Annotated in this window: 13 protein-coding genes; 8 read left to right on the forward strand and 5 right to left on the reverse strand. The window is 66.9% G+C overall.

The features are described 5' to 3' along the window. Positions 1 to 13: 13 nt before the first annotated feature. The 4 genes from BFF94_RS01320 to BFF94_RS01335 all read right to left on the reverse strand — a co-directional run bounded on the left by BFF94_RS01320 (position 14) and on the right by BFF94_RS01335 (position 4,493). Positions 14 to 1,066, reverse strand: a complete 1,053-nt coding sequence (locus BFF94_RS01320) for an AI-2E family transporter (protein ID WP_128841542.1) — start codon at positions 1,064 to 1,066, stop codon at positions 14 to 16. A 250-nt stretch (positions 1,067 to 1,316) separates the two neighbouring features. Next, on the reverse strand, positions 1,317 to 1,901 hold the full coding sequence (locus BFF94_RS01325) for a BPSL1445 family SYLF domain-containing lipoprotein (RefSeq protein ID WP_128841541.1): 585 nt from the start codon (positions 1,899 to 1,901) through the stop codon (positions 1,317 to 1,319). Between the two features lie 60 nt (positions 1,902 to 1,961). Next, positions 1,962 to 2,348, reverse strand: coding sequence for an ElaB/YgaM/YqjD family protein (locus tag BFF94_RS01330; RefSeq protein WP_128841540.1), 387 nt, complete (start codon positions 2,346 to 2,348; stop codon positions 1,962 to 1,964). Between the two features lie 285 nt (positions 2,349 to 2,633). Further along, entirely contained in the window at positions 2,634 to 4,493 is a 1,860-nt protein-coding gene (locus tag BFF94_RS01335) for an ExeM/NucH family extracellular endonuclease (protein WP_219138872.1), read from the reverse strand. A gap of 204 nt (positions 4,494 to 4,697) precedes the next feature. Between BFF94_RS01335 and BFF94_RS01340 the strand changes: the two genes are divergently transcribed. From BFF94_RS01340 to BFF94_RS01375, 8 genes are all read left to right on the forward strand, one after another. Next, complete coding sequence (locus BFF94_RS01340) at positions 4,698 to 5,051, forward strand: YciI family protein (protein WP_034185206.1); 354 nt, start codon at positions 4,698 to 4,700, stop codon at positions 5,049 to 5,051. Between the two features lie 125 nt (positions 5,052 to 5,176). Next, positions 5,177 to 5,596, forward strand: a complete 420-nt coding sequence (locus tag BFF94_RS01345) for a YciI family protein (RefSeq protein WP_219138873.1) — start codon at positions 5,177 to 5,179, stop codon at positions 5,594 to 5,596. 38 nt (positions 5,597 to 5,634) lie between these two features. Next, positions 5,635 to 6,051 carry a VOC family protein gene (locus tag BFF94_RS01350; protein ID WP_128841796.1) on the forward strand — a complete coding sequence of 139 codons (417 nt, stop codon included), beginning with the start codon at positions 5,635 to 5,637 and terminating at the stop codon, positions 6,049 to 6,051. Next, the gene (locus BFF94_RS01355) at positions 6,048 to 7,316 is read left to right on the forward strand and encodes an RNA polymerase sigma factor (RefSeq protein WP_128841795.1); all 1,269 of its coding nucleotides are present in this window, start codon (positions 6,048 to 6,050) and stop codon (positions 7,314 to 7,316) included. Before BFF94_RS01350 ends, BFF94_RS01355 begins: the two co-directional genes overlap by 4 nt. A 230-nt stretch (positions 7,317 to 7,546) precedes the next feature. Then, complete coding sequence (locus tag BFF94_RS01360; protein ID WP_128841794.1) at positions 7,547 to 7,969, forward strand: rubrerythrin family protein; 423 nt, start codon at positions 7,547 to 7,549, stop codon at positions 7,967 to 7,969. Between the two features lie 112 nt (positions 7,970 to 8,081). Next, positions 8,082 to 9,419, forward strand: a complete 1,338-nt coding sequence (locus BFF94_RS01365; RefSeq protein WP_128841793.1) for a heterodisulfide reductase-related iron-sulfur binding cluster — start codon at positions 8,082 to 8,084, stop codon at positions 9,417 to 9,419. Between the two features lie 26 nt (positions 9,420 to 9,445). Further along, a complete protein-coding gene (locus BFF94_RS01370; RefSeq protein WP_128841792.1) occupies positions 9,446 to 10,027 on the forward strand; it encodes a DUF3501 family protein in 582 nt (193 codons plus the stop codon). 723 nt (positions 10,028 to 10,750) lie between these two features. After that, complete coding sequence (locus BFF94_RS01375; RefSeq protein ID WP_128841790.1) at positions 10,751 to 11,692, forward strand: DUF6566 family protein; 942 nt, start codon at positions 10,751 to 10,753, stop codon at positions 11,690 to 11,692. Between the two features lie 124 nt (positions 11,693 to 11,816). Here BFF94_RS01375 and BFF94_RS01380 read toward each other — a convergent pair whose 3' ends face one another. Further along, the gene (locus BFF94_RS01380) at positions 11,817 to 13,343 is read right to left on the reverse strand and encodes a mannose-1-phosphate guanylyltransferase/mannose-6-phosphate isomerase (protein ID WP_128841789.1); all 1,527 of its coding nucleotides are present in this window, start codon (positions 13,341 to 13,343) and stop codon (positions 11,817 to 11,819) included. Positions 13,344 to 13,732: the final 389 nt, after the last annotated feature.

A 13,732-nucleotide genomic window follows, 5' to 3' on the forward strand; every position in this document is an offset into this window, starting at 1 on the left:
GCCACGCGGGGCGTCATTCGCCCTGTTCGGAACGTGCGTAGATGTCCCAGCTCGCCATGAACAGCGCGGCGACGAGCGGCCCGATCACGAAGCCGTTGATGCCGAACAGCGCCATCCCGCCGAGCGTCGAGATCAGCACGACCCAGTCGGGCATCTTCGTATCCTTGCCGACCAGGATCGGGCGCAGCAGGTTGTCGACGAGGCCGATCACGCCGACGCAGAACGCGACGAGGATCACGCATTTCCAGATCGCGCCGATCATCAGGAAGTAGAGCGCGGCAGGCACCCACACGAGGCTCGCACCGATCGCGGGCAGCAGCGACAGGAACGCCATCAGCGCGCCCCACAGCACGACGCCCTGGATCCCGAGGATCCAGAAGATCAGGCCGCCGAGCGCGCCCTGCACCAGCGCGACCGCGATGTTGCCCTTCACGGTCGCGCGCACGACGGTCGTGAATTTCGCGAGCAGCAGGTTCTTGTGCTCGTCGTCGAGCGGCAGCGCGCGGCGCACGCGGCGGCCGATCTCGCCGCCGTCGCGCAGCAGGAAGAACACCAGGTACAGCATCACGCCGAAGCTCACGACGAACTGGAACGTGTTCTGGCCGATGCTGAGCGCCTGGGTGGCCGCGAACTGGCTGATCTGCGCGGCACCGTCGGTCAGCTTCTTCTGGATGCCCGGGATGTTGGTCAGCCCGTATTTCTGAAGGAGGTGCTGGATCGACGACGGCAGCGCGTGGATGATGTCCTGGAAGTATTGCGAATAGTTCGGCTGCGCGTCCTTGATTTCCTGGTACACGTACGCGATTTCCTGCACGAGCGTCGCGGTGACGAACACGAGCGGCAGGATCACGATCAGGATGATCAGCGACATCGTCACGAGCGCGGCCAGGTTGCGCCGCTTGCCGAAGCGCGCGGCGAGCCACCGCTGCACGGGCTGGAACAGGATCGCGAGAATGGTGCCCCAGAACACGGCCCCGGAGAACGGCGCGAGGATCCCGCAGAGTCCGACGGTGACCGCGAACAGCAGGAAATAGAAGAATTTTTGGTGAACGAGGCCGCTATCCATGGGTGACATTCGCGCAGATTGATGCGTGGTTTGATTGAATCTCGTTGCCCCGTGCGCGATCGGTTCGCGAACGTCACGGGTTCGCGGCGAAACGCGCCGCGAGGGGCCATCCGCCGGGCGGCCCGGATCGGAGTATGCCCGCAAAGGTGCCGCCTTCATAGCCGCTGCGCGCGACACATGCGAAAACGCCGCGGCCGGGGCCGCGGCGCTGCCGGGAAGCGAACGCGGCGCGAGGCCGCGCGCCGCATCGTCAGATATTGAGCTTGGTGACCTTGGTGCCGTTCACCGACAGGTCGCCCATCAGGCCCGCGTTGGTGAGGACCAGCACCTCGACCGGCGCGGTTGCCGTGGTGGTATCGACCGCGCCGTTCGCGCCGACCTTCACGACCGCGACTGACGCGTCGGCGCCGGCTGCCCAGCCTTCGGACTTGCGGAACGAGTCGAGCGCATCCTGCGTCATGAACAGGAACACGATTGCCTTCGACTGCGCGCCGGCCTGCAGGCCGACCGACAGCGACGACGTGTTGTAGTAGCCGACGGTGCTGCCGCCGACGCGCAGCGCGCCGTTGCCGGACTGGCCGCCGACGATGAAGCCGGCCTGCAGCACGTTCGGGAACACGAGCGTGCCGCGCGATTTCGCGACGAGCTCACGCGAACCCGGCACCGTCGAATAGAGGCGCGACAGCGTCGCGTTCACGCTGGCGTCGATCGACTGGCGCTTCGACGCGCTGGCCGACGCGGTGTCGGGTTTGTCGGGCGTGGTCGTGCAGCCGGCGAGCGCGAGGCTGCCGAGCATCACGGCGGCGGCGGCTTTCATGGCGAGAGACTTCTGCATGGCGGTTCTCCTTCGTTGTCGGATTGAGGGCGGTGCGGGCAGCAGGGCGGACGGCCCCGTTCAACGGCGGGCAAGGAGCAGGCCCGCAACGAACGCGAGGCCCGCGACGACGCCGGCGGTTTGCCACGGGTTGTCGTGCACGGCCTGCGACACGCGTTCGGCCGAATCGCGCAGCCGGGCGGCCGCGCTGCCCGACGCGTAGTCGAGCGCACTGCGTGCTTCATCGAGCCTGGATTGCACGCGCTTGCGCAGTGCGGCGACATCGCCGTCGCCATCGTTTTTCAGCAGGTCTTCCAGTTCGTCGACCAGCCCGCGCAGATCGTCGGTCACGTCGGCATGCAGGTCGCGGGCGGCCGAGCGCGTCGTGCGTCCTACGCGCCGGCCGGTGCGACGGATCTCGGACAGGCCACGGTCCAGCTTGTGTTCGATCGAGTCGGTGAGCGCCATGGTGTTTATCCTCCTTCGATTCAGGGCTAACTTGAAGATAAGACGAATCCCAGCAACTGATGTGATTCACTTGGCCCAATTGAGTTTCGAGACAAATTTTCAATTCGTTGGCAGGATCGCCGCGAAGCCCCGTCGTGCGGGGCGGCGTGGCGGTTGAAAAAAATTCGCGTTTCAGGCGAAGCGGCGTATCGGGCAGCGGGACGAAGTGAAAGTCCGGTAAATATGGCGTCGCCAGGGTCGCCAGGTAAATAGTGCCGTTGCGGGACTTTTGGTGATGCAAATGCACTATTCGACGCTATATCGACGAGCACGGTTCGTGCCCGGGGCAGGCAACGTGCCGCTGTCGCCAAGCGCGACGTCGATGATCACGGGATCGTGGTCGGACGAGCGGTACGCGTCGGGTGCGTAATAAGACGATCGTTGCGCGGGCGTTTTGTAATCGGGCACGGGTTGCAATGCAACCGGTTCGTCGGCATTGATGTGCCAGACGTGCACGGCCTTCACGCGCGCCGCGAGGGCCGGCGTGGCGAGCGCGTGGTCGAGGTTGCCCGCTTCGCCGCGAAATACGTAGCTGTACGCAGCATCGCCGACGAAGCGGGAAACCAGGTTCGCGTAGCCGCGCGCTTCGAGCGCGCGAAGCGGATCTTCCTTCGCATAGCTGTTCAGGTCGCCGATCAGCAGCGCGCCGTCGGCCGCGGCGCCCGTCGGCGACGTGGCGAGCCAGTCGGCGACGCGCGTGGCCGCCAGCGTGCGCGCCGCATTCCAGCAGCCCTGACCATCCGACTGGTCGCGATCGGCGCCGGTCGCGTTCGGGCAGTTCTTCGACTTCAGGTGATTGACCGCGACCGTGAACGCGCGTGCGCCGCCGACGCGCCGGAACGTCTGCGCGAGCGGCGGGCGGTGCCGGCCGCCGAGCGCGACGGTGGCGGCGCGCCCGACCGGCGCGACCGCGCGGCTGTCGTACAGCAGCGCGACCGCGATCGTGTCGCGGCCGAGCCGTGCGGTGCCGGGATCGACCGCGCGCCAGCCGTCGCCAAGCTGCGCGGCGAGACGCCGCACGGCGCTCGCGTCGCCGTGGCCGTTGTTCGCGATTTCCATCAGCCCGACCACGTCGGCGCGCAGCGCGCGCAAGGCCGCGACGATCTTCGCTTCCTGCCGTGCGAACACGGCGGGCGTTTTCGCGCCGCGGTTGGCCGGCGCGTCGAATCCGCCGCCATGGCCGTCGCCGTTGAAATAGTTGAATACATTGAACGACGCGATGCGCACGTCGGCGTCGGGATGCCGGGCCGGTGCATCGGTACGCGGGTTCGCCGCGGCGTCGAACACCGGCGCCGCGCCGGCGATCGGTTGCAGCCGCCACGCGCCATGGCGCAGTTCGAGCACGCCTTCGACGCCGCGCACGGTGTAGCCCGCGCGCAGCGTGTTGGCGGCGCTCAGCGCGGGCGGCGGATAGCGGATGGTCGCGGGATCGCGGCGGTTCGAGCCGTCGTCGAGCACGATGCGGTTGCGCGCGTTGGCTGCCGCGTATGCGGCGGCTTCGGCCGGCGGCGCGACGTGGGTCGGGATGCGCAGCCGGCCATTGCTGAGCAAGAGGCTGCCGTAGCGGCCGAGTTCGTGCGTGTCGCTGACCGTCAGCATTTGCGGCAGGCGCACCCGCATGGCTTCGTGCGCGGCCAGCACGGCAGGCGTCGCGACCGGCAGCGTGAGCGTCGCCGGCGTGACCGTCTGCCCGCGTGCGCAGACGGCCATGCCGCCCGACAGCGTGAATTGCGTCCGGCCGTATTTCTCGTCGACCGTGCCGGTGAGATGCACGAGATCGCCGGCGTTTGCAGGCACCTTCGGCGCGTACACGAACAGGCCTTCCGGGACGCCCGGCCTGCGCAGTCGCTGCGCGTCGGCCTGCTGGACGAAGAAGCCGCCGAGGCCGTCGGCGCCGCCGAACGCCGCGGTGACGACGGCTTCGATCGAGGTCGTTTGACCGGCCAGCGGCGACGGGCCGGCGGCGCTGCGGAGGTCGGCGATCGCGGTGGTCGCGCCGCCGCAGCCAGCGCTGACCGGCAGCACGCCCGCGGCCGGCGGGGCGGAGAGGGCGACGAGTAGCGCAACGGTGGGCGCGACGGCAAGCGGCGGAAGCAGGCGTGACATGGAATGATCCCTGGAAGAAAATCCGACGGTTCGGGCAGGCATCTTGACGTCAAAATGTCGGGAATCGGCCGAATTGGCCGTTCGGCCAGAGCCGGATGGCCAGCGATGCAGGCAGGCCGCCTGCCGGCTGTTACGCTTTCGCACCGGGCGCCGAACCCGATCGCGCAGCGAACGCTGCCGCGCCCGTTCCCACAGGAGAAGTCCATGTCTTACATGCTGTTGATTGTCGAACCGACCGATCAGCGCGCCGAACGCACGCTCGACGAAGGTCAGGCGCTGTATGCACGGATGGTCGATTTCGCCGAGACGCTGAAGGCGCGCGGCGTGCTGCGCGGCGTCGAGTCGCTGGAGCGCTCCGAGCGCGGCACGCGCGTGCAGGTGCGCGACGGCGAGACGCGCCTGCTCGACGGCCCGTTCGCGGAGGCGAAGGAAATGGTCGGCGGCTTCTTCCTCGTCGATGTCGACACGCGCGAAGAAGCGATCGAGATCGCGCGCCAGTGCCCGGCCGCGCAATGGTGCACGGTCGAGGTGCGCGCGGTCGGCCCGTGCTTCCTGTGACTGCCGCGACTCGGTATTTACCCTGATTTGTGGTGGCGCGTGTCGATCCGGCCGTCTTCTGCCCGTCGTCCGGATAAGGCACCGATGAACGGGCGCCTCCTTCCACCGACGACAAGGAGTGAACGATGCGATTCATGATCATGATCCGGGCCAACGCCGTCAGCGAATCCGACGCGTTGCCGGACAACCGGCTGGTCGAGGCCATGACGGTCTATCACGAGGAACTGGCCAGGGCCGGCGTGCTGCTCGACGCGAACGGGCTGCGGCCGAGCGCGCGCGGCTGGCGCGTGCGCTACACGGGCGGCAAGGGCGCGGTGGTCGACGGCCCGTTCGCCGAAACGAAGGAACTGATCGCCGGCTATACGCTGATCCAGGTGCGTTCGCGCGACGAGGCGCTCGAATGGACGCGCCGGTTCCCCGCGCCGTTCGGCGCCGAGATGGATTGCGAGATCGAGGTGCGGCCGCTGTTCGAACTCGACGACCTCACGCCGAGCGACGCGGTCGAGCGGTTCCGCGATCTCCACGTCGGCCGCACCAACGCCTGAATTCCCACCCGAATCCAACCTCACCGGGAGCACCCGTCATGCACAAGATGGTTTTCATCAACCTGCCCGTGGCCGACCTGCCGCGCGCGAAGACGTTCTACCAGGCGCTCGGCTTCGAGGTCGTGCCGGCCTATACCAACGACCAGGCCGCCTGCCTCAAGATCAGCGACGCGATCTTCGCGATGCTGCTCGTGCGGCCGTTTTTCCAGACCTTCACCGACAAGACCATCGTCGATCCGGCGACGCACGTGCAGGTGTTGTCGTGCCTGTCGTGCGAAAGCCGTGCCGAAGTCGACGCGGTCGTCGCGAAGGCGCTTGCGGCGGGCGGTGCCGCACCGCGTCCGCCGATGGAATACCCGGGCATGTACGGCCACAGCTTCGCCGATCCTGACGGCCATGCATGGGAGCTGATGTACATGGCGCAGGACGCGTCCACCCAGGGGCAGGCGTCGTGACGCGTGAGGCGACTCACCGTGCGATCGAAGCGGTCTGGCGGATCGAGGCGCCGAAGATCATCGCGCGCGCCGCGCGCGTGGTGCGCGACGTCGGCGTGGCCGAGGAGCTGGCGCAGGACACGCTCGTCGCGGCGCTCGAGCACTGGCCCGTCGACGGCGTGCCCGACAACCCGGCCGCGTGGCTGATGACGGCCGTCAAGCGTCGCGCGCTCGACCGCGTCCGGCAGGAGTCGCTCCATGCGGCGAAGCGCGACCAGCTCGGCCACGAGATGGATGCGCTCGAAGCGCATGTCGTCCCCGACATCGCGGATGCGCTCGCCGACGCGAGCGACGACGACATCGGCGACGACCTGCTCCGGCTGATCTTCACGTCGTGCCATCCGGTGCTGTCGACCGATGCGCGCGTCGCGCTGACGCTGCGGCTGCTCGGCGGGTTGACCACGGGCGAGATCGCGCGTGCGTTCCTGACGCCCGAGCCGACGATCGCGCAGCGGATCGTGCGCGCGAAGCGCACGCTCGCGGCGGCGCACGTGCCGTTCGAGGTGCCGGCCGCCGATGCGCGGCCCGCGCGGCTCGCGTCGGTGCTCGAAGTGATCTACCTCGTGTTCAACGAAGGGCATGCGGCGACCGCGGGCGACGACTGGACACGTCCGGCGCTGTGCGACGAGGCGTTGCGGCTCGGCCGCGTACTGGCCGGGCTCGCGCCGGACGAGAGCGAAGTGCTCGGGCTCGTCGCGCTGATGGAACTGCAGGCGTCGCGCATGCATGCGCGCACCGATGCGCAGGGCCGGCCCGTGCTGCTGCTCGACCAGGACCGCAGCCGCTGGGATCCGCTGCTGATCCGCCGCGGCCTCGCGGCGCTCGAGCGGGCGACGAAGCTTGGCGGCGTGCGCGGGCCGTATGCGCTGCAGGCCGCGCTGGCCGCCTGCCATGCGCGTGCGCGCCAGGCGTCGGATACGGACTGGGCGCAGATCGTCGCACTGTATGACGCGCTCGCGGAAGTCGCGCCGTCGCCCGTCGTCGAGCTCAATCGCGCGGTGGCCGTGGGGATGGCGTTCGGGCCGGCCGCGGCGCTCGAACTCGTCGACGCGCTGCGCGACGATCCCGCGCTCGCGCGCTATCACTGGCTGCCGAGCGTGCGCGGCGACCTGCTGGCGAAGCTTGGCCGCGCCGACGAGGCCAAGATGGAGTTCCGCCGCGCGGCGGAACTGACGCGCAACGAGCGCGAACGCGAATTGCTGCTCAGGCGCGCGATGGATGCGTGACGCATGATGCGCCCGTGAGCGCGCTGCCCCGCGCGCCGAATCCACCCGCCCGACGATCCCCGCCTCCCGCCCGGCACTATCGCCCGCATTGAAAAAGCCTATTGGGGGATGCGAACGCCAGCGCCTAGATTAAAGAGCACGATGCGCGCCCCCAGGCAAACGCATCGTTCCCCACAATCATCATCGGCCCCGCTTCGCACGCGGCCGCGCCGATCCGAACGGAGGCGCAAATGGCTCAACTCAAGGGCAGCAAAACCGAAGAGAACCTGAAGGCCGCATTCGCAGGCGAATCGCAGGCGAACCGGCGCTATCTGTATTTCGCTTCGAAGGCTGACGTCGAAGGCCAGAACGACATCGCCGCGCTGTTCCGCTCGACCGCCGAAGGCGAAACCGGCCATGCGCACGGCCATCTCGAATATCTGGAAGCCGTCGGCGATCCGGCAACGGGCTTGCCGTTCGGTTCATCGCGGCTGAATCTCCAAGCGGCGATCGCCGGCGAAACGCACGAATACACCGACATGTATCCAGGCATGGCGAAGGCGGCGCGCGACGAAGGCTTCGACGAAATCGCGAACTGGTTCGAAACGCTCGCGAAGGCCGAACGCAGCCACGCGAACCGCTATACGAAGGCGCTGGACAGTCTCGTCGACTGACGGGACGCACGGCCCGCTCGTGTGACCGGCAAGCGGCCGGCTGTTCGTTCATCGCTGCCCGCATCGCGCGGGCGGCGGGTTCGCGCGCATGCGCGCCACGCTGGAGCGCCCCATGCCCCACAAGGAAGGCAGTCTCGAAGCCCCCACCCGGCATCCGCTCGACTGGCAGTCCGAAGCGTTCTACGACCAGGCCGCGATCGATGCGGAAATGACGCGCGTGTTCGACATCTGCGCCGGATGCCGGCGCTGCGTGTCGCTGTGCGGCGCGTTTCCGGCGCTGTTCGACCTGGTCGACGACACGCCGATGGGCGACATCGAGGAAGTGCCGAAGGCAGCGTTCGGCAAGGTCGTCGACCAGTGCTATCTGTGCGACCTCTGCTACATGACGAAATGCCCGTACGTGCCGCCGCATGCATGGAACGTCGACTTCCCGCACCTGATGCTGCGCGGCAAGGCCGCGCGCTACAAGCGCGGCGAAGCGACGCTGCGCGACAAGGTGCTGTCGAACACCGACGCGCTCGGCCACTTCGCGGGCATTCCGATCGTCACGCAGGCGGTGAACGCGGTGAACCGCACGCCGCCCGCGCGCCATGCGCTCGAAGCGGCGCTCGGCGTCGATCGCAACGCGTGGCTGCCGGAGTTCGCGCCGCGCAAGTTCCGGCGCGCCGCGCGGCGCTCGGACAACCCGCCCGCGCGCGACGGCGAACGCACGCCAGGCAAGGTCGCGATCTACGCGACGTGCTACGTGAATTTCAACGAGCCGGGCATCGGCCACGACCTGCTCGCGATCCTCGCGCACAACGACATCCCGTACGAACTCGTCACGCGCGAAGCCTGCTGCGGGATGCCGCTGCTCGAGCAGGGCAACCTCGCCGGCGTTGCTGCGAAGAAGGCCGTGAACGTGCCCGTGCTCGAACGCTATGCGCGCGAAGGCTATGCGCTGATCGGCGCGATTCCGAGCTGCGTGCTGATGTACAAGAGCGAACTGCCGCTGATGTTCCCCGGCGACGAAGCCGTGCGCGCGGTGGCCGACGCATTCTGGGATCCGTTCGAATACGTGATCGCGCGGCATCGCGACGGGTTGCTGAAGACCGATTTCAAGACCGGCCTCGGCACCGTGTCGTATCACGTGCCGTGCCATGCGCGCGTGCAGAACATCGGCCGCAAGACGGCCGACGCGCTGTCGCTCGTGCCCGATACGCGCGTGAATGTCGTCGAGCGCTGCTCGGGCCATGCGGGCACGTTCGGCGTGAAGAAGGAATTCCACGCGGACGCGATGCGGATCGGCGCGCCCGTGTTCAAGGCGATGGCCGAACCGAAGCCGGATTTCGTGTCGTCCGATTGCGCGCTCGCCGGCCATCACATCGTGCAGGGCATCGACGAGAAGGGGCTGCCGCCGGCGCCGCTCGCGCATCCGCTCACGCTGCTGCGCCGCGCATACGGCATCTGAGCCGATGCCACCCACGAGGACATCCCATGACGCTGACCCGCGACTCCCTGCTGACGCTCGAAGCGTACGCGAAGATCCGCAGGACCGAACACGCGCGACTCGTCGCGTACAAGCGCCGCCGCGCGGTGGCGCTCGGCAACCACCTGCGCTTCCTGTTCGAGGACGAGACGACGATCCGCTACCAGATCCAGGAGATGCTGCACATCGAGAAGATCTTCGACCAGGCGGGCATCGAAGGGGAGCTGGAAGCGTACCTGCCGCTGGTGCCCGACGGCACCAACCTGAAGGCGACGATGCAGATCGAATACGAGCACGAGGTCGAGCGGCGCGCGGCGCTCTCGCGGCTGGTCGGTGTCGAGGATCGCGTGTACCTGCAGGTCGACGGGCACGCGAGCGTCTACGCGGTCGCCGACGAGGATCTCGAGCGCGATACCGCCGAGAAGACGTCGGCCGTGCACTTCGTGCGCTTCGAGCTCGGCGCGCCGATGCGCGCGGCGCTCAAGGGCGGGGCGGCGCTGTCGATCGGCTGCGATCACCCGGCCTACACGATGCCGCCGCAGCGCGTGGATGCCGACGTGACCGCTTCGCTGGCCGGCGATCTGCGCTGACACGGCCGCTGCGCGGCTGCGCATCGGATTCCGTTTTTCCGTTTCGACCCGAAACAGGGTTTCCGCACGCGCTGCGGCGCTGCCGCTCGCCCGTCGCGGCGAAGATGTAACAAGCGTCACGAATTTGCGTGCGGGGAAAGAATGTGCATCGCGCGTCACCGTGCTTTCATCACTCGCAGAGAAACAATAAAAAGATTGTGCACGGAGATAATTAAATCGAGCGGAATTCGAATGATTTACCGATTCGTGAATATCTTGTTACGAAATTTCCCCTGATTTACCGATATCTAGCAGCAATTCCGGGGATTGTTGCCGGCAGGGGTCGGAACAGCCCGAAAAGGCCCGCTGGCGGGCATTCTTCATACCTTGTAGAGCCCCGTCACACGGGCCTTTGCGGCGGCGGGCATAAAGATCTCGCAAAAAAATTCATGCATAAATTGATTACGCATCCATGGCAGGTTGTTTCAGTGCGTAACATTAAGTCATTGTCATATTGAGATAAACCCTGAGGATGGTATGCTTCGTGCACAAAAATTCCCACATTGGAGTGAGACCGCGATTTGTGCGCCATTGCCGGGAATCGCGGCACCGTGAAAGTGCGGTGTCGCGCCGGCATGCACAACGCCGGATAAACATAATGTGCAACCGGGCCGCCCCGCGACGCGATGTGTCGCGATGGCGCCGCCAATCGCAGCCCCGGCCTGGCTGCGTGGAGAAATTACTATGTTCTTCGATGAGCTTAACGATGAAGAGTGGTTTCGTCTTTCAACGCTGATCGCCGATGAACCCATCCGGCTGAACCGCCGTGGGCGTCCACGAGCAGAACCGCGCGTCGTTGCCAACGCGGTGCTCTGGATCCTGACGACCGGTGAAGCCTGGTCCAAGCTGCCCGGCCGTTACCCGTCCGGGCCGACGTGCCGTCGCCGCTACGAAGAGTGGCTCGCGAGCGGCACGCTGCTGCAGATGATCGATGTGCTGACCCAGTTCAGCGGGCGCACGTTCGCGTATGTTCCGCCGCCGCCGGTGCCGGTCGTTCCCGCGCGCCGCGCGGAGCCCGTACCCGATAACGATCGCTTGCGCGGCGTGTTCTGGCAAAACCCCGAGTCGTGGCAATTGCCGGTCGCTCAGGCAAACGTTTGGGAGGGCGAGGGCGCGTCGGTGAGCGCGATGCCGGGCGACGAAAGGGTCGACCGGTCGGATGTGTCGTTCGTGGTGCCCGGTGCGCCGGCGGCGGAACTGCGTCATGCGCGTGCGTCGTCGGCGAGCTTTGCCGCGGCCGACCCGCAAGTCGACGAATATCGCGGCTATACGATCAGCGGCATCGCGCAGCCGGTGCAGAACCTGATGTATCGCGCCTGGGCCGAGATCTCGCAGGACGATCGGCGCGTCGAACGCTCGGGCCTCATCGGCCCGCGCTTCACCGATGCCGAGGAAGCCGAGCAGTTCGCGCTCGACTGGGCGCGTCAGTGGATCGACCGCCACGGTGCGAGCGGCGCGCCGGCGCGCGAGCCGCAAGGCGAGGTGCTGGCCGGCCTGTCCGCGCTGGCGCGTGCGGAGTCGGACATCAAGCGCTTCATCGCCGAGCGTCACGCGGGCGCGCTGTCCGAAAGCCGCAACGATCCGGTGCAGTCGGAACGCCGCGAATACGCGTACCGCGTAGGTTGATCGCCGTTTCAATGCAATGCGCGGGCCGCCGTGTGCCACGGCGCCCGCGCGGAAATCCCGTCTGTCCATGCCTGCCTCGCCCGGGGGCGCCGCCGTCGAAGCGGCGCCCCCGGCGCTTGATGCGTCACTTGCGGCCGTAGGTATCGTCGAAGCGGACGATGTCGTCCTCGCCGAGATAGGCACCCGACTGCACTTCGATCAGCTCGAGCGGCATCATGCCCGGGTTCTCCAGGCGGTGCGATACGCCGAGCGGGATGTACGTCGATTCGTTTTCGGACAGCAGGAACGTTTCGTCGCCGCGCGTGATGCGCGCGGTGCCGCGCACGACGATCCAGTGTTCGGCGCGGTGGTGGTGCATCTGCAGCGACAGTTGCGCGCCCGGCTTCACGACGATGCGTTTCACCTGGAAGCGCTCGCCCGTGTCGATCGAGTCGTAGTGGCCCCACGGGCGATGCACCTTGCGGTGATCGGTCGCTTCCGCGCCGCGTTGCGCCTTGATGCGCCCGACGATTTTCTTCACGTCCTGCACGCGTGACTTGTCCGCGACGAGCACGGCGTCGGGCGTTTCGACGACGACGAGGTTCTGCGTGCCGACGCAGGCGACGAGCCGGCTTTCCGAATGCGCGAACGTCGATTCGGCGTCTTCGAACAGCACGTGGCCGCGGCCGACGTTCTCGGCATCGTCCTTCGGCGAGATCTGCCAGATCGCGTCCCACGAGCCGACGTCCGACCAGCCCGCGTCGAGCGGCACGACGACGCTCTCGCACAGTTGCGGCAGGCTCGCGAGCGGCTCCATCACCGCGTAGTCGATCGAGTTCGACGGCGACGCGGCGAACGCTTCGCGATCGACGCGGAAGAAGTCGCCATCGTCCTTGCCCTGCGCGACGGCCTGTTCGCAGGCCGCGTAGATCGCCGGTTCGAGCTGGCGGATCGCTTTCAGCCACACCGATGCGCGAACGATGAAGATCCCGCTGTTCCACCAGTATTCGCCCGATGCGACGTACTGCTGCGCAAGTTCGAGATGCGGCTTCTCGACGAAACGGTCGAGGCGGCGCACGTCGAGGCTGCCGGTCGCGGCGTCGCCGAGCGGCGCGCCGACGCGGATGTAGCCGTACCCCGTTTCGGCATGCTTGGGCACGATCCCCATCGTCGCGATCTTGCCTTGTGCCGCGCAGTGCACGCCGGCCGCGACGGCCGCGTGGAAGCGCGGCAGGTCGGCGACCGCATGGTCGGCCGGCATCACGGTCATCACGGCATCGTTACCGTCGGCGACGAGCCGCAGCGCGGCGAGCGTCAGCGCGGGCGCGGTGTCGCGGCCGAGCGGCTCGAGCATGATCGTCGCGCGCTTGGCCGTCAGGCGCAGTTGTTCGGCGGTCGTGAAGCGGTGATCCTCGCCGCACACGATCAGCACGTCGTCGTTCAGTGCGAGATCGGCCGTCAGGCCGTCGAGGCGCAGCGCGGTCGACTGCAGCAGCGAATGATCGCCGAGCAGGCCGATCAGCTGTTTCGGAAAACGTTCGCGCGACATCGGCCACAGACGCGTGCCGGAACCGCCGGCAAGAATCACCGGCTGCACGGCAAGGCGCGTGCCGGCGGCGGGTGCGGCGGAAGAAGAATGGCGCGTTTCGGCAGCCACGGCCGGAGCATTCATGATGACACTCTCCACGGTTGAAGTCAGTGCCTGTCGTTGTAGCATGAAGTAAATCGACAATAAAACCGGGCCGATTGCCCGATATTCGCCAGGCATTCATCTGCAAGAATTTCCGAGACAGCATCGGACGCAAATAAAAAAATAAAAAATAATTCCGGGCATTGATGCCAGTGGCGTGCCTGCAAAGGGCCGGCGGCGAACATAAAGTTTCCGAAAACTACTCGATTCCCGACCAATTCGGGAAAACGTGCCGATTTAATTCGAAAACATCGCGGCAATAATTTCCGATTATTTTTCGAAATACTTGTCCGCTTGAGGAGGAATTTTCTTGTCGCTTCAATAGCGTCATGCAACGTTTGAATCGAATGTGCGGCACGGGTCGTACAAGG

Origin of the sequence: Burkholderia catarinensis (assembly GCF_001883705.2) — a bacterium.
In the GTDB taxonomy this organism is placed as follows: Bacteria; Pseudomonadota; Gammaproteobacteria; order Burkholderiales; family Burkholderiaceae; genus Burkholderia; species Burkholderia catarinensis.